The organism is Burkholderia aenigmatica, from assembly GCF_048627025.1.
Lineage (GTDB): Bacteria > Pseudomonadota > Gammaproteobacteria > Burkholderiales > Burkholderiaceae > Burkholderia > Burkholderia aenigmatica.
The window spans coordinates 891,362-909,594 of record NZ_CP184468.1 but is presented as its reverse complement, the minus strand read 5'-3'; the positions used below and the strand labels follow the sequence as shown (position 1 = coordinate 909,594).

Here is an 18,233-nt window from a genome sequence, read left to right as displayed (position 1 = left end):
TATTCCTTTCCTTCGGAAAGATGTGTTCAGCCTACGCTTCATCGCCGTCGACCGTAGATCATTTTCGTGACCACGATCACTCCATGCAAGTGAGCCACCAAGGAAGCGGAATAGTAGATGGATGACTCGCACAAAACACTGCCGCCAGCTTTGATACGGTCTATATTCGTGTCGCACTGCTACATCCAATGCCTCACTGGAGACCCTGACCTCTAGCGCGCTGGCGATTCCCGTACGTTAACGTCGATCACCGCAGGCCTAGACGTTGATGCTCATGCAGGAGGTAGGAGATATAGCTTCGCGTGAGGTCACAAATCAGCCTTGCTTCGCCTTCGCTCAGATCATACGCATCGTTTAGCACCGTGCCGTGCCGAACGCCTCCACCGCTGGGCGACGACAGGTACCCATGCAGGTTCTGCATCCACGTCGCCACTTGAGCAAGCATCCTTCCACGATTGAAATTCTTCAGTTCACCGATGATGTGGTTGAAGTATTTGCCCTGCACCGTGCCAGCACCGTGGGTTGACCCTTCGAATGCCGTCGAGATGGTTTCGAGAAGCCACAGTATTTCCTGAACCGCCTGGCGGTAAAGGCCACTGTTGAGCAGATCTTCAGACTGAACCAGTGAACGCTGGATCAGCTCGTTTGCCTGGACATCCAGCGACGGGACGTTCTGCGGCACCGTGACGGAGGATCCCACTATGCCGACGATCAGATTCGGTGGATCAATCGCACACCCGCTGGGCAAGAGTACCCGGTTCACATAGTGCCAGGGTGGTAGACCGACGGATGGGTGCAGTCGCTCGACATCGCACATGCCGTCATGCAGAGCCTCAACGAATAGCGCAGCGTTGTCGGCCGCATGTGTCATGTAAGATCGCAGATCGCTTTCGGCCCAGCTCTCGCTCGAACTGCGCGACGCGGTACGGCCCGACGCCTGCGCGAAGCGCCGCTTGAAAAGTTCGTATACGGTTTGAGCATCTGCCTGCGCGACAATGCGCATCACAATTTCTGTGAACACATCGTCCACGACTTCGACAGGCATCTCGCCCGGTGAGGTCCAGCGTAGTGCACTGTCAAACTGGAGCATCTTGTTTTCTCCGTTAACGGCGCCGCGCTCCCCGTCCTGAATCAAGCCCCGGTGTGCTGCCAGTAGAGGTTTCCACTGCCAGTGGTGTTGTAGAGCTCGCCTGCGACGGCGCCGTATTCTTCTTCGCTAACGCCAGCCGGAAGAAAAGGATATGGGTCCGCATTCGCAAGCGGCCCGGTTGGCGTGATGTCGATCAGTGTACCGTCCGGTCGACGCACCACCGAATGAGATACGAACTGGCAATAGGCCAGACCCGGAAGTGAGAAGAACAGCCAGCCCCGCACGATCTGGTGGTCCGGATGCAAGATACACCATTCTTCGACGTTCTCGTGACACCGATTGACACCAGGGCGCCATCCCTCATCGGCCACTTCTACGCGCGACACAGGTGCTGCATCTTGGCGTCGTTCGTAGAGCGCGCGCGCATACACACGTAGCGCCTCGGAGGGCGGTGGCTGGTAACCGAACAAAGCAAAGCTCATAAATGGCTGTCCTCGAAATTCACGAGGATAAGAAGGAAACGTGAATTGAGTACGGAACGGTCCACCCTTATTGCATGAGAACTCGCACACTGGTGTCGGGCACTGAGCGGTCTCCTGCTGAGTCGGTAATATCGCGCGGAGTCGATGCTCCCGATCAGCATGGCTGGTTTGTGGCGAAACGTATGTCGAATTGATTTCACGCGACTCAAGGTCGATATCGCACCCATATCTAGAAACGACACACGCACGATCGGTAACTCGCCCTTATCGCACGTGTCGCTCCCTTCGATTTTTTATCACTTTCTGACGGGAGGTGCCCTACTGAATTCGTCAAGATTGAGGGCCGAAAGCTCGATCATCCGCTTGGCGAGATCCGGCAGCTTACGAAGCTTCTCGAGATTTTCAGCATCGTCATCGATGCCCAACATGTTACGGATCATGCCGTGAATCGCGCGCCTTGATCCGACTCTAGCCAATTTGTGAAGATTCTCGCTTGTTTGACTCCAATACTCACTTGCGTCCTCATGCGTGCTTACAGCAGTAAAAAGACCCGCTTGCCCGGTTCCCAGATCTAAGTTGAAGCAAAGCTCATTGAACGCTCTTAGCTTTCCGTCGGAACTATGCAACCAGCAATCTAGCTTGCGCCCATCCAGGCCGTTGGTGTCGGCAACATTCAAAGCATGAAACAGCATTAGGTCCAACGCACCATTAAGAGCCGTGGCGCACATCTCTGCATGATCCCTCGGAGCACGACCTTTGCGAGGTACCGCGGCGAAGTTATTTTTCACCTTCGCCCGAAGCTCGTTTAGCTGACCGGGACAGTCCTCAGGGGACGCGAAGACATATCGAGCAATCGCAAGTTCTCGCACAGATACGGTACCAATATGAGCCTTGTGTTCCCGAAGAAAGCGACGATACTTTCCCACCGACGAGAACTCGGCCCCATCACGTTGCACCGTTAGCATGAGGAGTAGCGTTGAAAAAGAGATGGCCAAAAGCATCTGATGATGCTCGGACAGCCCGTCGAACGTCATGTCTTCGCGCCCAAGCGTGGAAACGTCCTCGACTGAGATCTCATCGTCGGCCCAGAGTAGGCCGAACTTCTCCGCGAACGTTTGCAAACGTGCCGCCCGTAGTTGCGCATACTTCGCAGGCATTTCCGCGTATGCGAAAAACGGGGAGAAAGCGTAGTGGAGGCCACGCTTGTCACACTCGCGAAGAAATGTCACCCATTCCAAAAGGCCAAGATCCTTGAGCGTTGTATCTGCCGCCGGGCGGGCCGCATCCAATGCTTCATCAACCTGAATCATGAGGTTCGTATCAGCAACGAAGTTTGTCTCGATTCCTCTCCGTTGATTCGACGCAATTCGATCAAAGTCGAGAACAGGGTCCTCGCTCTCTGCGCTGTTACGTGAAGCTTTATAAGCAAAAATGGTACCGAAAGCTGTCATTCGTTATACGATCAAGAACTGCGCTGGATTAGAGAGAACACCTTACGCAATAACGGCGGCAATCGTCCGACCTTTAGAGGGTTGTAGCCTCACTCATTGATGGTTTGAACTGAGGTGGCACCGGTCTACAACGAGTCAGGCTCGATGTGACGCGCCCCTCGATCGAATGACTTAGCCCACCAACGACGACGTTCAAAGTTAAATGCGCCTGAATGCGGATAGTTCAGACTTAAGCGGTCAATAGGTTCAACGCTGCGTGAGCATTACCACGGCAAATCCCTGTCGTCGCAACGGGGACAGTTCCAAGTCAAGTGAACCTCGACATCAGGGTGGCGATGCGGCGGGAAAGGCACGTGAAAACAATCAAAAACCCTTTTAAAACAATATCCTGACGAACTCTGCCCGGCCTGGCCGGCGGGCCCGCGCGGCCCGCGAATCTCATTCAGCCCCGTTTGGACACCGGGTAAGCACGGAGTTCCTGCGATCGGCGGGATCGCATGAAAAAACCTGCGCGGGCGTCGATTCCGTCCGCCGCGACGCGCCCGTCCCCGCCCGCCTAGGCCGCTTCATCCCCCCTCCCGCAGATCCATCGATCCGCATCTAATCATACATTTGCATTACACAAATATTTACGATTTACCTCTGCGAAAACACGTGTCAGGCCCCATCCGTAAGGGTTCGGATTACAGACAGTAATTTAGATGCGAATCATTCTCGTTTACATTGACTTTCCCATTTGACACTCCTACGATGCGCCGCGTTGCGTTCATCTTCATGCCCTGGCCGATCGGTGCCGAGCGTCCGGATAGTGACCGACAAGCAGGATTCCTTACCAAATAAAACCAGGGATTTGATATGACGTTTGCGTCGTTCCAGGGAGACAGCGTCCGCGCCCGGATGCGCCCCGCCGCCTGTGCGGCCGTCCTCGCGTGCGCCTCGTTCGCGAGCGGCGCAGCTTTCGCCGACACGCCCGTCGACGCGCAGCCCGAAGCGCCCGAGGCCGACCTCGCGATCCAGGCGAAGCCGACCAACGCGTTGACCGGCATCTGGACGCGCCAGAACCTGCTTGGCGACATGGGCGGCATCCGTCCGTGGCTCGGCAAGTACGGCGCGACGCTGCAGATCACCGAAACCAGCGAATACCTGGCGAACCTGCGCGGCGGCCTGAACCGTGGCGGCGCGTACGACGGACTGACGACGGCCACCTTGACGGTCGACACGCAGAAGGCGATCGGCCTGCCCGGCGGCACGTTCAACGTCAGCGCACTGCAGATCCACGGCACCAACCTCAGCACGAGAAACCTCGGCACGCTCAACACCGCGAGCGGCATCGAGGCACAGGGCACGACGCGCCTGTGGGAGCTCTGGTACCAGCAGTCGTTCCTCGACAAGCGCGTCGACGTGAAGGTCGGCCAGCAGAGCCTGGACCAGGAATTCATGGTCAGCACGTATGCGAACACGTTCGTCAACACGATGTTCGGCTGGCCCGCGCTGCCGTCGTACGACTTGCCGAACGGCGGCCCCGCGTATCCGCTCGCCGGCCTCGGCGTGCGCGTGCGTGCGCAGATCACGCCGAAGGTCACCGCGCTCGCAGGCGTGTTCGACGGCGATCCGCTCGGCAACAATCCGAGCAACCTGAGCGGCACCAACTTCAACCTGCACAACGGTGCGCTCTACATCGGCGAACTGCAGTACGCGCTGAACCAGCCGTCCGACGGCGAAATGGACACCGGCCACTCGAACGGGCTGCCGGGCACCTACAAGATCGGCGTCTGGTATCACAACGGCCGCTTCGCGGACCAGAACGTCGGCACCGACGGCCTGTCGCTCGCGGACCCCGCATCGAACGGCAACGCGCAGCAGCGTCACGGCAACTACAGCTTCTACGCGGTGGCCGACCAGATGATCTGGCGCCCCGACCCGACCGGCCCGCGAAGCCTCGGCGTGTTCGCACGCGTGATGGGCGCGCCGGGCGACCGCAACCTGGTGAGCTTCTCGGCCAACGCCGGGATCGTGCTGAAGGCGCCGTTCGAAGGCCGCGACAACGACAGCGTCGGCCTCGGCGTCACGTACATCCAGGTCGGCAACCACGTGACCGACCTCGACCAGACCGCGCGGACGTTCGCAGCCAGCCCGTACGGCGTGCGCACCCGCGAGACGACGCTCGAAGCGACCTACCAGTACCAGGTCAACCCGTGGTGGATCGTCCAGGCCGACGCGCAGTACACGTTCAATGCCGGCGCCGGCCAGAACCCGAGCGACGCGACCCAGCCGCTGCGCAATACGTTCGTGCTCGGCGCGCGTACGACGATCACGTTCTGAGCGACGCGCACGCTGCCCATTTTCGCGCGCCACCCGGACGGCGCGCTCCCCAGGAGAGTCACATGAATCCATCCGCCCCGCTTCGCCGCCTCGCGACGGGCGCACTGGCTGCCGCCGCACTGACGGCCGCTGCCGGCGCACTCGCCGAGCCGCAAGGTTTCCTCGAGACGCTGCATCGCCACACCACGCTCGTCAACACGGTGCCGGACAACGGCGACCAGAACCCGTACGCGATCGCGGTCGCGCCGGTGTCGGCCGGCACGATCCAGGCGGGCGACGTGCTCGTCGACAACTTCAACAACTCGGCGAACCTGCAAGGTACCGGCAGCACGATCGTCAACTACCGCCCGTCGACGAAGCAGCTGAGCCTGTTCGCATCGATCCCGCGCGACCTGAAGGCGTGCCCGGGCGGCGTCGGCCTGTCGACGGCGATGACGATGCTGAAATCCGGCTGGGTGATCGTCGGCAGCACGCCGAGCAACGACGGCACGACCAACACCAAGGGCGCCGGCTGCCTGATCGTGCTCGATCCGCAAGGCAAGATCGCGTCGACGTGGTCGACCCCGAACATCAACGACCCGTGGGGCAACATGGCCGTGGTCGACCGCGGCGACAGCGCGACGCTGTTCGTCAGCATGGCCGGCTTCGGCGTCGGCGGCGCGGACGGCAATCCGCCCGTCTACAAGCAGGCGACCGTGCTGCGTCTCGACCTCGACGTGGCGGCGGGCAAGCCGCCCGTGATCAAGCAGGAAACGGTCGTCGCGAGCGGCCTCGGTGCGCAGGCCGACAAGGGCGTATTCCTGGTCGGCCCGACCGGCCTCGCGCTGTCCGGCGACCAGAAGAAGCTGTACGTGTCGGACGCGATCGGCAACCGCATCGTCGAGATCGACGACCCGCTCACGCGCGACACCAGCGCGGGCGTCGGCCGCCAGATCACCGCCGACGGCTTCCTGCGCCGCCCGCTCGCGCTCGCGACCGCGCCGAACGGCCACCTGCTCGCGACCAACGCGCAGAACGGCCAGGTCGTCGAGATCGACCCGGTCGCCGGCAAGCAGCTCTACGCGCGCTGGATCAATACCGACAAGGCGCAGACGCCCCCCGGCAACGGCAACCTGTTCGGCATCGCGATGACGCCTGAAGGCGACGGCTTCTACTACGTCGCGGACGACGTCAACACGCTGTTGCTCGCGAAGTAATGGAGCCAACCATGGCAGACGATTCCAACCAGCCACCCCGCCCCGCGCGGCGTGGCTTCCTGAAGGCGGGCGGCGCCGCGGTGGCCGCCGGCCTCGCGGCGGCGTCGATCCCGGCCGCGAAGGCCGCGGATGCGCCCGCCACCGCCCCCGCTTCCGCGCATGACGGCGTCGAGCCGTTCTATGGCAAGCACCAGAGCGGCATCGCGACACCGCAGCAGCGCCACGCGTATTTCGCGGCGCTCGACCTGACGACGGCGCAGCGCGCGGACGTCATCGCGCTGCTGAAAACCTGGACCGACGCCGCCGCGCGCATGACGCGCGGTGATACCGCACTGCCGCTCGCCGCGACGGGCAACGACGAAGTCGCGCCGGCCGACGGGGGCGACGCGCTCGGCCTCGGCCCTGCGCGCCTGACGATCACGTTCGGCTTCGGCCCCGGCATGTTCGCGCTCGCCGGCAAGGACCGCTACGGCCTCGCGAAGCATCGCCCCGCCGCGCTCGTCGACCTGCCGCGCTTCAATGGCGACCAGTTGCTGCCCGAAAAGACCGGCGGCGACCTGTTCATCCAGGCGTGCGCGGACGACGCGCAGGTCGCGTTCCACGCGGTACGCCAGCTCGTGCGCCTCGGCGCGAAGGCGACGCAGATGCGCTGGGGCCAGGCCGGCTTCACGTCGGGCAAGCCCGGCGAGACGCCGCGCAACCTGATGGGCTTCAAGGACGGCACGATGAATCCGCCGATGTCCGATCCGGCCGCGATGGATGAATTCGTGTGGGCCGGCAGCGAAGGCCCGGCATGGATGAACGGCGGCACCTACACGGTCGTGCGCCGGATCCGCATCACGCTCGAACACTGGGACAACACGGAGCTCGGCTTCCAGGAGCAGGTGGTCGGCCGTCACAAGTACAGCGGCGCGCCGCTCGGCCAGAAGCACGAGTTCGAGGCACTCGATCTCGACGCGGCCGACAAGGACGGCAACCCGGTGATCCCCGACAACGCGCACGCGCGCCTCGCATCGCCGCAGTTGAACAACGGCGCGCAGATCCTGCGCCGCGCGTACTCGTACAACGACAGCACGAATTTCTACATCGAACGCTGGCCGCCGTGGCGCCAGCAGACCGAGTACGACGCGGGGCTGATGTTCGTCGCGCACCAACGCGACCCGCGCAAGGGCTTCATTCCGATCAACGAGAAGCTCGCGAAGCTGGACATCATGAACCAGTTCACCACGCACGTCGGCAGCGCGATCTTCGCGTGCCCGCCGGGCGCGCAACCTGGTTCGTACATCGGCGCCGCGCTGTTCGACGCATGACGACACGCAACGCAAGCCAAGGCACTCCTTCCCGGCCCGGCCGGGTGCAACCTGCTAAACACGACATGAACACTTCACCCGTTAGCCGCCCGCTGCGGCACCTGATTTCCGCGGCCGCCGCCGCGCTGATGCTGACCGGCGCACTGCACGCCGCACGCGCGCATGCCGCGACGCTCACGCTGTACAACGCGCAGCACGAGCAAGTCGTCAACCAGCTCGTCAAGGACTTCGAAGCACAGAGCGGCATCACCGTGAAGGTGCGCTCGGGCGAAGGCCCGGCGCTCGCCGCGCAGCTCGCCACGGAAGGCGACCGCACGCCGGCCGACGTGTACTTCACCGAGAACTCGCCGGAGCTCGTGCTGCTCGACCGCAAGGGCCTGCTCGCGAAGACCGATGCGGCCGCGCTGCAGTCGGTGCCCGCGCGCTTCAACCCGGCCGACGGCAACTGGGTCGGCGTGCTCGCGCGCGAGAACGTGCTCGTCTACAACACCGCGAAGATCCAGCCGCAGCAGCTGCCCGCTTCGCTGCTCGATCTCGCGAAGCCCGAATGGAAGGGCAAGGTCGGCGTCGCGCCGAGCGACGCGGACTTCCTGCCGCTCGTGAGCGCGGTGCTCGCGCTGCACGGCGAAGCCGCGACGCTGCAATGGCTGAAGGGCCTGAAGGCCAACGCGCAGATCTTCGACGACGACGAAGGCGTGACGGCGGCCGTCAACCGCGGCGGCGTGCTGACCGGCATCATCAACAACTACTACTGGGACCGCCTGCACGCCGAGCTCGGCGACAAGTCGACCCGCAGCGCGATCTACCACTTCGGCAAAGGTGACGTCGGCGGTGCCGTCAACGTATCGGGCGCCGCGGTGCTGAAGGCCTCGAAACACCAGCCGGAAGCGCAGAAGTTCGTCGCGTATCTCGTCAGCGAGCGCGCGCAGAAGCTGATGGCCGGCGGCCATATCAGCTTCGAGTATCCGCTGCATCCGGGCGTCGCCCCCGATCCGATCCTGAAGCCGTTCAACGAACTGAGCCCGCCGGCGCTGACGTTCGAACAGCTCGGCGACGACAGCCAGGCCGGCAAGCTGCTGCGCCAGGCCGGTCTGCTCTGACCATGAGCGACGCCGTGTCCCGCACGGCGCGCACCGCGCGCGACGGCGAGCGCACCGCGACGCGGCGGCGCCCGTCGCGCGCGCTCGTCGCCGCTGCCGCGTGCGGGCCGCTCGCGATCCTGCTGCCGCTCGGCTTCACGCTGTACCGCGCGGCCACCTTCGGCCTCGACGATGCGATCGAGCTGATATGGCGCCCGCTCGTCGGCGAACTGCTGGTCAACACGCTGTCGATCACGCTCGCCGCGACGCTCGCGTGCACGCTGCTCGGCACGGCGGTCGCGTGGTTCATCGAGCGCACCGACCTGCCGGCCCGGCCGCTGTGGACCGCACTCGCGGCGGCGCCACTCGCGGTGCCCCCGTTCATCACGAGCTACGCGTGGGTGTCGCTGAGCCTCGACCTGCAGGATTTTCTCGGCGCGTTGATCGTGCTGACCTCCGCCTACTTCCCGCTCGTCTACCTGCCGGTGGCCGCCGCGCTGCGCGAGCTCGATCCCGCGCTGGAGGAAAGCGCGCGCACGCTCGGCTGCTCGCCGTGGCGCACCTTCTTCCGCGTCGTGCTGCCGCAGCTGCGCCCCGCGCTGTGCGGCGGGATGCTGCTGGTCGCGCTCGGCGTGCTGTCCGAGTTCGGCGCGTTCCAGCTGCTGCGCTTTCGCACCTTCACCACCGAGATCTACGCCGAATACCGCACCGCGTTCGACGGCGGCGGCGCATCGCTGCTCGGCTGCGTGCTGATCGCGCTGTGCCTGCTGTGCCTCGCGATCGAGGCACGCGCACGCGGTCATGCGCGCTACGGTCATACGCACCGCGCCGCGCGCCGCGTCGCGATGCGCTATCCGCTGGGCCATCTGCGCGGCCCCGTCACCGTCGCGTTCGCCGCGCTTGCAGCCGCGACGCTCGGCGTGCCGCTCGCGATGATCGGCTACTGGCTCACGCAACAGGGCGCGGCCGCCGTCACGCCGGCCGACGTGTCGCCCGAGCTGCTGTGGCAGGCCACGCTCGCGTCGTCCGGCTACGGCCTGATGGCGGCAGCCGTCACGACGCTGCTCGCGCTGCCGCTCGCGTTCCTGATGGTCCGCTATCCGGGACGCGTCGCGACGCTCCTCGAGCGCACCGCGATGACCGTGCAGGGCGTGCCGGGCATCGTCGTCGCGCTGGCGATCGTGTCGATCACGGTACGGCTGCTGCAGCCGCTCTACCAGAGCGCGCCGGCACTCGTCGCCGCGTACGCGATCCTGTTCCTGCCGCTCGCGGTCGTCAGCGTGCGCGCCGCGCTGTCGCACGTGCCGGCCCGGCTCGAGGAAACCGCGCGCGCGCTCGGTCTCGGCTGGCGCGCGACGCTCACGCGCGTGGTGCTGCCGCTCGCGGCACCCGGCCTCGGCGCAGCCGCGACGATGGTGTTCATCTCGGTCATGACGGAACTCAACGCGACGCTGTTGCTGTCGCCGATCGGCACCCGCACGCTCGCGACCCAGGTCTGGAGCGATACGGCAACGCTTGCGTTCGCCGCCGCGGCGCCCTACGCGGCGCTGCTCGTCGCGCTGTCGCTCGGCGCGTCGGGACTGCTGTTCGTGCTGCTCGGCCGCGCGTCGGTGCGCGACTGAGCGCCGCCCTTTTTCACCGGAACCGCCCATGAGCGAACTACGCATCCACGGCCTGTCCAAATCGTTCGGATCGCATACCGTCCTGCACGACATCGATCTCACGGTGCGGCGCGGCTCGCGCCTCGCGCTGCTCGGTCCGTCCGGCAGCGGCAAGACCACCCTGCTGCGCGTGCTGTGCGGCTTCGAACGCGCCGAGCGCGGCACCGTCGAAATCGACGGACGCCGCGTGGCGGCGCCCGACGTACACCTGCCGCCCGAGCAGCGCCGGATCGGCTACGTGCCGCAGGAAGGCGCGCTGTTTCCGCACCTGTCGGTGGCCGACAACATCGCATTCGGGCTGCCGCGCGCGGCGCGGCGGCGCCATCACCGCGTCGATGAACTGCTCGAGATGGTCGGGCTGCCCGCGTCGTATGCGAGCCGTGCGCCGCAGCAACTGTCCGGCGGGCAGCAGCAACGCGTCGCGCTCGCACGCGCGCTCGCACCCGAGCCGTCGCTCGTGATCCTCGACGAACCGTTCTCCGCGCTCGATACGTCGCTGCGCCACGAAACGCGCAGCGCGGTCGCCGATGCGCTCGCTGCGGCAGGCGCGACATCGGTGCTCGTCACGCATGACCAGCCCGAGGCGATGACGCTCGGCGACGAAGTGGCGGTGATGTGGCACGGCCGGCTGGTACAGACGGCCGCGCCGCAGACGCTGTACCGGCAGCCGGTCACGCGCGACATCGCGTCGTTCGTCGGGCAGGCCGTGCTGCTCGCCGGCCGTGTGCGCAACGGGCACATCGCGTGCGCGCTCGGCGAACTGCCGCTCGTCGCGTCGCTGCCCGACGGGCCGGCCGATGCGATGCTGCGTCCCGAGCAGATCGGGATCGTGCCGGTTGCGCAGGCCGATGCGGCGCGTGGCCATACGGCGCGCGTCGAAGCCGCGCAGTTCGCGGGCCAGGACGCCGACGTGGTCGTACGCCTCGAGGCCGATCTCGACGTGCTCGTGCGCGTACGCGTGCCGGGACACCGGTGTCCCGCCGTCGGCGAACGTGTCGCGCTGGTGGTGGATGGTGCGGTGATGGCGTACGCGCGCTGAGCGGCGCGGTCCGTCGCTCAGCGCTTTCACACGCATTCACACGCGATCAGGCGTCCGCGCAGTCCGCATCCGGCAACGGCCGGAAGGTCCGGCCATCCGTCTCGACCGCCGCGCCCAGCAGCCGCGCGAGCCCCTTCGCGCCTTCGCGCATCACGACGTCGTGATTCCATCGGAACAGCGGGCGGGCAAGCGGCTCCAGCCGGTTCATCCAGCGCACGTGCGTGCGGATGTGCCAGTCGTAGCGCACGATCGTGCGGGCGCCGTCGGCGGCGAACGTCCAGCATCCGTCGCCTTCGATCGCGCCGCTCGCGCGGCCTTCGAGCCGATGCGGCGGCTCGACGCGTCGCACGCGCATGTCGAAGGTCAGCCGGTACGGCAGCGCCCCCTTCCACGTGTACCGGTGCAGCGCGCCGACGCCGCGCGCATCGCCCGGCTCGATCTCGACGGTGCTCACGGCGCCCTTCCACCAGCCGGGCCAGCGGTCGACCTGGTAGATCGCGTCCCACACCACCGCGAGCGGCGCGTCCACGCGCCAGGTCGTCGAGAACCGGTATTCCGCCATGCAGCCTCCGGCCTGCCCGTCAGGGGCATGAGTCAGCGCACCGCTCAGGGTGCGAAGAAGCGTTCGGGAAACGCGACGTCGATCTCGACGTCATCGAGCGTCACGGTTTCGAGCGGCACGTCGTCATCGTCCGCGAAGCTGACGACCTTCAGCGGAAAGCCGTCCTCGGTGTCCAGCCACAGCCGGTAGCGATGCACGCCATCGACCGCGTGCGCAGGCGCGCCCGTGACCGACACGCGCAGCGCGGTCCGGCCGCCGACGGCCTCCTCGCCTTCGGTCACCGTCGCGCCGCCTTCCTGCAGCGCATGGACGTTGCGCAGCAGTTCGCCGACGTCCGACCGGTCGACCCGGTGGCCGCTGCGGTCGCGCACGAGCGGATTGGACGGCGACAGCGTCAACGCGGGCGGCGCGTGCGCGCCGAACGGACGCAGCCGCACCTTGCCGTCGCCGGGATCGTAGGCGAGCACCGCGCCGTGATGCGGCGACACGAAATCCATCCGGACGAAGCCCGGCTTCAGGTACGCGTAGCGGATTTCGGTGTGCTCGCCGCCGCGCGCCGACGAGCGGATCGTCGCGCGGTACGAGCGGACGTGGTCGAAATGCGCCTGCGCGACGGTCACGGGATCGGCGGTCATGCTCGCTCCTATCAGGCTCGCGGCCAGCAACGCGGCGATCACGGCGCCGCCTCGACATCGAGCACGCCTTCCATCCCGCGCTCGCGATGGCTCCTGAAAAACAGCAGCCGATGCGTGCAATAGTAGGCGAACCGGCCCGGCTGCGTGGGCGTGAAGCGAAACGTCTTCGGCGTCGTGGCGAGCTCGGTGTGCACTGCGATGCCGGCCTGCGGCGCATCGATTTCGAAGCTGTGCGGCACCAGGCCGGGTTCGGCCGACACGGTCAGCTCGACCGGAACGTGCGCCCGCACGATCACGTGGTTCGGCCGGAAGAAATAGCTGCCGCCGACGATCGCCACCCGCTGCACGCCGTCGGCGTCGACGGGCACACGCACCGGCGCGTCGCCGTCCGCCCGCGCCAGCGCGGCGCCCACGGCGAACACCGCCGGCACCAGCATCAGCACGAGCCCCTTCGTCATCGTCGTCTTCATCGCCTGCTCCGTACCGGTGCCGCGCGCGTCACCCCTTCCACGCGTCGGTCGGGCCGCCGAGCGCACCGCACGCGTCGATCGCGAGTTCGCGCAGGCGCCGTTCGTCGCCCTGGCCGGACAATGCGTAACCCATCCCGCGATCCGACCAGAAATACGTGTAGCGATCGCCGGCCGACATCGCCTGCGGCGCGAGGCGCCGTGCATCGTAGACCGTCATGTACAGGGTCACGCGCTCGCCGTCCGCGCGCTGGTACATGAGTTGCGCGGCCGGCCCCGCTTCGCCGGGCAGCAGCCGGCCGCCGAGCAGCGCGTAGCCGTATTCGTCGAGCGACGGCGCACGCACGGGGCGCCCGAGACGCGCGGACAGCCACGCGACGAGACGTTCAGGGTCGCCTGCACCGACCTCGATCGGATGTTCGCGGTCGGCCACGTAAGTCGTGTACGCGACATCCGCGCGCGCGGCAAACGCCGGTTCGCGGCCGAACGCCATCCAGCCCGCATGCAGCGTGACGCCGATCAGCAGCCCGGCCGCGAGCCCCGCGAACGCATAGGCGATCCCGCGCCGTCGCGGCGCACCGCGCTGCACGAACAGCGCGGGCGCGGCGCCCGGCAGCGGGAACAGCGCCTGCAGCGCATCGCGCTGCGCACGGTAATGCGCGAATCGTTCGGCTTCCTCCGGATCGGCCAGCACGCGCTCGAGCACCTCGCGGCGCTCATGCCCGGACAGCTCGCCGTCCAGCAACGCGGACAGCAGTTGCGCCGACGCATCGTCGTCCCGCTCGTTCGAAGGCTTGTGCGGATCATCCATCATGTCTTCCCGATCACCCGTAACGCGGCCGTGCCGTGCGCCGACGGCTCGTCCGACAGCAGCGCGCGCATCTGCCCGCGCGCCCGTGCGAGCCGCGACATCACCGTTCCCACCGGTACGCCGAGCACCTCTGCGGCATCGCGATAGCTCAATTCCTCAAGGGCGACCAGCAGCAGCACCTCGCGCTGCTCGACCGGCAGCCGATACAGCGCGCGCTGCACGTCGCGCAGCACCAGCCCGCCGATCTCGCCGGCCGGCGCGGCCATCGTCTGCCACGGTGCCGTCGCGTCATCGACTGCAATCTCGTGCCGCGCACGCAACTGGTCGATGAAACGGTGCCGTAGCAGCGTCAGCAGCCACGCGCGCAGGTTGCCGCCATCGCGCGGCGGGCGGTTCAGCGCACGCTCGAGCGTGTCCTGCACGAGATCGTCCGCCCAGGCCCGGTCACCCGTCAGCGCACGCGCATAGCGCGTGAGATGCGGCAACCACACCAGCAGATCCGATTCGTAGCTCATCAGGATGCCTCGCGCACCGCCCCGCCGTCATGGACGCGCGACGTGCCACATGCCGCCGATCCCGTCGCCGCCCGCGTCGCCGGGCTTGCGATCCTGCTTCCAGCGATACAGCGGGCGCCCGTGGTACGCCCATTGCTTGCTGCCGTCGTCGCGTGCGACGAGACTCAGCGCGCCCGCGGCCTTGTCGTACGCGTCGGCGCGCGCGGGCGGCCAGCTGGTCGCACACGTGCTGTCGCACGCGCTCTTGCCGGGCGCATCGCGATCGAACACGTACAGCGTCATGTGATCTTCGTCGACCAGTTTCCCGTCGCCGGCCCGGGGCGGTTCCGCGGCGGCCGGCCGCACGATTGCCGCCGCCAGCGCGGCGGCGGCGAATATCCGTTTCATGCCCGTTCTCCTTGGCACGGCATCGCGACAGCGCGGCACCGGCCGGGTCGATCGGCTTCGTCACAGCCATTATCCTGCCGGCCGGCGCTGCCGGGATTCGGTAGGTAAACGGATGGAGGCGACCGGTTATTCCACGCCGGCCGACGAGCGTCGGCCGCGGCCATTCATGCGACGAAAGAAAGCGCGACACCCAAAGACAACGCGGCATGACATCGCTGTCATGCCGCGTTGCGCGACCCGTTGCGCACGGCGGCCGATCCGGCGCCGCCGTGCGTGTCCGGCCGGTTACTTCGGCAGTGCGCCCGTCAACGACTGGAGCAGCGACGACACCGGTGCGAGCGGGTTGCCCGGCGCGCTGCTGCCCGAATGCGGCGTGACCGACAGGCCCGGCGCGGAGCCGAGCGCCGTACCCACCGTCGTGCCGACTGCGTTGACGACCGTCGCGGTCGAGTTGGCGCCCGTCGACAGCAGCGAGCCGGCCGCGCCCGCCGTGCCGCCGGCCGCATTCGCGCCCGAGCCGAGCAGGCTGCCGCCCGCCGCTGCCGTCGAACCGGCCGCGCCCGACAGCGCGCCGGCCGCCTGCCCGAGGGCCACCGGACCGTTCGCGAGTGCGCCCGTCACCGAACCGAGCGCCCCGGTCAGGGCACCGGCCGGGTTGCTGCCGCCGGTCAGGCCGTTCACGAGGTTCGTGATCGGTGCGATCGGGTTGTTGCCCGCCGCGCCCGACAGCGTACCGACGACCTGGTTCACGACGCCTTGCACCGGCGCCAGCGGGTTCGATCCGCCGAGGTTGCCGAGCGTGCCGACAACCTGGTTGACGACGCCCTGCACCGGCGCCAGCGGGTTCGTGCCGCCGACGTTGCCGAGCGTACCGACAACCTGGTTCACGACACCCTGCACCGGCGCCAGCGGGTTCGACCCGCCGACGTTGCCGAGCGCGCCCACGACGGAGCCGACCGCGTTACCCAGTGCGTTCGTGGCCGTGCCGACCGCATTGCTGTTGCCGAGCGCGCCGACGACCTGGTTCACGACGCCCTGCACCGGCGCCAGCGGGTTCGACCCGCCGAGGTTGCCGAGCGCGCCCGTCACCGAGCCGAGTGCGCCGGTCAGCGCACCGGCCGGGTTGCCGCCCGTCGGCAGCGCGTTCTGCAGGCCGTTGACGAGGTTCGTGATCGGCGTGATCGGGCTACCGCCACCTGCGCCGGACAGCGTGCCGACGACCTGGTTGACGACGCCTTGCACCGGCGCCAGCGGGCTCGACCCGCCGAGCGTGCCCGCGAGTTGCGTGACGACACCCTGCACCGGCGCCAGCGGGCTCCCTGCCCCGCCGACGTTGCCGAGCGTGCCCGTGATCGTGTTGACCGCGTTGCTCAGCGTGCCGGCCGGGTTGCCGCTACCGAGCGTACCCGTGACCTGGTCGACGACGCTCTGGATCGGCGCCAGCGGGTTCGCGCCGCCGCCGATGCCGCCCAGTGCGCCCGTGACCTGGTTCACCGCGCCTTGTACCGGCGCCAGCGGGCTCGAACCGCCACCGATGCCGCCCAGTGCGCCCGTCACCGTGCCGAGTGCGCCGGTCAGTGCGCCTGCCGGGTTGCCGCTACCGAGCGCCCCCGTCACCTGGTTCACCACGCCTTGCACCGGCGCCAGCGGGCTCGAACCGCCGCCGATGCCGCCCAGTGCGCCCGTTGCGGTACCGAGTGCGTTGCTCAACGTCCCGGTCGCCGTGTTCAGTGCGCCCGTCAGCGCACCCGCCGGATTGCCGCCGCTCAAAGCGCCCGTCACCTGATTGACGACGCCCTGGACCGGCGCCAGCGGATTCGCGCCGCCGCCGATAGCGCCCAATGCGCCTAGTGCTCCCGTCACGTTACCGATCGCACCGGTCACCGTGCCTGCCGGATTGCCGGCACCGAGCTCACCCGCCACCGTACCGAGCGCACCCGTCAACGCGGTTGCCGGGTTGCCGCTATTGAGCGCCGTCGTTACTTGGTTGACGACGCCTTGAACCGCGCCCAGCGGGTACGAACTGCCACCGACATTACCCAGTGCACCGGTCACCGTGCCGAGTGCCCCCGTCAATGCGCCTGCCGGGTTGCCGCCACCGAGCGCCCCCGTCACTTGATTGACGACACCTTGCACCGGCGCCAGCGGGTTCGACCCGCCGCCAACATTGCCCAGCGCACCGGTCACCGTGCCGAGTGCCCCCGTCAACGCGCCTGCCGGGTTGCCACCACCGAGCGCGCCGGTCACTTGATTGACAACGCCTTGAACCGGCGCCAGCGGGTTCGACCCGCCGCCAACATTGCCCAGCGCACCGGTCACCGTGCCGAGTGCACCCGTCAACGCACCAGCCGGGTTGCCACCACCGAGCGCACCCGTCACTTGATTGACGACACCTTGCACCGGCGCCAGCGGGTTCGACCCGCCGCCGACATTACCCAGTGCCCCCGTTGCCGTGCCAACCGCGTTGCTCAGCGTCCCCGTCGCCGTATTCAGCGCACCGGTCAGCGCGCCGGCGGGGTTGCCGCCGCTCAGTGCCCCCGTCACCTGATTCACCACGCCTTGTACCGGCGCCAGCGGCTGCACCGTGCCGCCGCCACCGCCGAGTGCCCCCGTCACCGCCCCCACGGCGCCCGACAGTGCCTGGCCGGGATCGCCAAGCGACGTCTGGATCGCGCCCGCCCCACCTGCCGCCAAGGTGACCGAGCCGAGCGGCGACGTACCCGTCGCGACCAGCCCGACCGACACGCCGTTCGTCTGCGGGTTGACGATCACTTGCGGAATCGGCAGCGCATCAAGGGCCCCCGCCATCGCGGAACCCGAAGCCAGCACCCCGAACACCGTCGCGACCGACAGCGCCACACCCGTCAATTTAAGATTTTGTCCCATCTTTATTTTCCCCATCTCGGTTGGCACCACGTTGATAAAGCATGGGGACGGATTGCACGAAGCGTGCCAATTCAAAAAATGGATTCATTCGTCTGCCTATTGCGTGGCAATAACGTTTTTTTAATGGATTTCTGACGAAAAGCACGGGATGTGGAGCCCGAATCATCGGACGAAAAAGGTCGACGGAGCGCGGATGTAACGTAACGTTTGCGAGCCCCGTAGTAACGTGTTCCGGTACATCCTGCGGGACACCGGAACGGCCGTTCCCGACGGTGCCACATCTCGTCAGGGCCGGCTGCCCATTACGTATTTCAGCGAAATGAAAATGTATTGCCGAATC

Annotated in this window: 16 protein-coding genes; 6 read left to right on the top strand and 10 right to left on the bottom strand. The window is 66.9% G+C overall.

Annotation, left to right across the window (positions count from 1 at the left end):
* Positions 1-247: 247 nt before the first annotated feature.
* From ACN8ZM_RS04260 to ACN8ZM_RS04250, 3 genes are all read right to left on the bottom strand, one after another.
* Entirely contained in the window at positions 248-1,090 is an 843-nt protein-coding gene (locus tag ACN8ZM_RS04260; RefSeq protein ID WP_420210619.1) for a hypothetical protein, read from the bottom strand.
* A gap of 41 nt (positions 1,091-1,131) precedes the next feature.
* On the bottom strand, positions 1,132-1,572 hold the full coding sequence (locus tag ACN8ZM_RS04255; protein WP_420210618.1) for a hypothetical protein: 441 nt from the start codon (positions 1,570-1,572) through the stop codon (positions 1,132-1,134).
* Positions 1,573-1,868: 296 nt separating this feature from the next.
* On the bottom strand, positions 1,869-3,023 hold the full coding sequence (locus ACN8ZM_RS04250) for a hypothetical protein (RefSeq protein ID WP_420210617.1): 1,155 nt from the start codon (positions 3,021-3,023) through the stop codon (positions 1,869-1,871).
* Positions 3,024-3,878: 855 nt separating this feature from the next.
* Between ACN8ZM_RS04250 and ACN8ZM_RS04245 the strand changes: the two genes are divergently transcribed.
* From ACN8ZM_RS04245 to ACN8ZM_RS04220, 6 genes are all read left to right on the top strand, one after another.
* Positions 3,879-5,345 carry a carbohydrate porin gene (locus ACN8ZM_RS04245; protein ID WP_043181576.1) on the top strand — a complete coding sequence of 489 codons (1,467 nt, stop codon included), beginning with the start codon at positions 3,879-3,881 and terminating at the stop codon, positions 5,343-5,345.
* Between the two features lie 62 nt (positions 5,346-5,407).
* Entirely contained in the window at positions 5,408-6,541 is a 1,134-nt protein-coding gene (locus ACN8ZM_RS04240; protein WP_420210616.1) for a hypothetical protein, read from the top strand.
* Between the two features lie 11 nt (positions 6,542-6,552).
* The gene (gene efeB, locus ACN8ZM_RS04235) at positions 6,553-7,851 is read left to right on the top strand and encodes an iron uptake transporter deferrochelatase/peroxidase subunit (RefSeq protein ID WP_420210615.1); all 1,299 of its coding nucleotides are present in this window, start codon (positions 6,553-6,555) and stop codon (positions 7,849-7,851) included.
* Between the two features lie 65 nt (positions 7,852-7,916).
* Positions 7,917-8,951: an iron ABC transporter substrate-binding protein gene (locus tag ACN8ZM_RS04230; protein ID WP_043181570.1), complete on the top strand. Its 1,035-nt coding sequence runs from the start codon at positions 7,917-7,919 to the stop codon at positions 8,949-8,951.
* A 2-nt stretch (positions 8,952-8,953) separates the two neighbouring features.
* On the top strand, positions 8,954-10,552 hold the full coding sequence (locus tag ACN8ZM_RS04225; protein WP_043181568.1) for an ABC transporter permease: 1,599 nt from the start codon (positions 8,954-8,956) through the stop codon (positions 10,550-10,552).
* A 28-nt stretch (positions 10,553-10,580) separates the two neighbouring features.
* Complete coding sequence (locus tag ACN8ZM_RS04220) at positions 10,581-11,630, top strand: ABC transporter ATP-binding protein (protein ID WP_205824945.1); 1,050 nt, start codon at positions 10,581-10,583, stop codon at positions 11,628-11,630.
* A 46-nt stretch (positions 11,631-11,676) separates the two neighbouring features.
* Here the strand turns inward: ACN8ZM_RS04220 and ACN8ZM_RS04215 are convergent, their stop codons facing one another.
* From ACN8ZM_RS04215 to ACN8ZM_RS04185, 7 genes are all read right to left on the bottom strand, one after another.
* Positions 11,677-12,192, bottom strand: a complete 516-nt coding sequence (locus ACN8ZM_RS04215) for an SRPBCC family protein (RefSeq protein ID WP_089450015.1) — start codon at positions 12,190-12,192, stop codon at positions 11,677-11,679.
* A 44-nt stretch (positions 12,193-12,236) separates the two neighbouring features.
* Positions 12,237-12,869, bottom strand: coding sequence for a LolA family protein (locus tag ACN8ZM_RS04210; protein ID WP_043181564.1), 633 nt, complete (start codon positions 12,867-12,869; stop codon positions 12,237-12,239).
* Complete coding sequence (locus ACN8ZM_RS04205; protein ID WP_089450013.1) at positions 12,866-13,297, bottom strand: quinol oxidase; 432 nt, start codon at positions 13,295-13,297, stop codon at positions 12,866-12,868. Before ACN8ZM_RS04205 ends, ACN8ZM_RS04210 begins: the two co-directional genes overlap by 4 nt.
* Positions 13,298-13,325: 28 nt before the next feature.
* Positions 13,326-14,108 carry an anti-sigma factor family protein gene (locus ACN8ZM_RS04200; protein WP_420210614.1) on the bottom strand — a complete coding sequence of 261 codons (783 nt, stop codon included), beginning with the start codon at positions 14,106-14,108 and terminating at the stop codon, positions 13,326-13,328.
* Positions 14,105-14,620 carry a sigma-70 family RNA polymerase sigma factor gene (locus ACN8ZM_RS04195; RefSeq protein ID WP_089450011.1) on the bottom strand — a complete coding sequence of 172 codons (516 nt, stop codon included), beginning with the start codon at positions 14,618-14,620 and terminating at the stop codon, positions 14,105-14,107. The genes ACN8ZM_RS04200 and ACN8ZM_RS04195 overlap by 4 nt, the downstream gene beginning before the upstream one ends.
* A gap of 27 nt (positions 14,621-14,647) precedes the next feature.
* Entirely contained in the window at positions 14,648-15,007 is a 360-nt protein-coding gene (locus tag ACN8ZM_RS04190; protein WP_420210613.1) for a hypothetical protein, read from the bottom strand.
* Positions 15,008-15,292: 285 nt separating this feature from the next.
* On the bottom strand, positions 15,293-17,893 hold the full coding sequence (locus ACN8ZM_RS04185; protein ID WP_420210612.1) for a beta strand repeat-containing protein: 2,601 nt from the start codon (positions 17,891-17,893) through the stop codon (positions 15,293-15,295).
* Between the last annotated feature and the right edge of the window lie 340 nt (positions 17,894-18,233).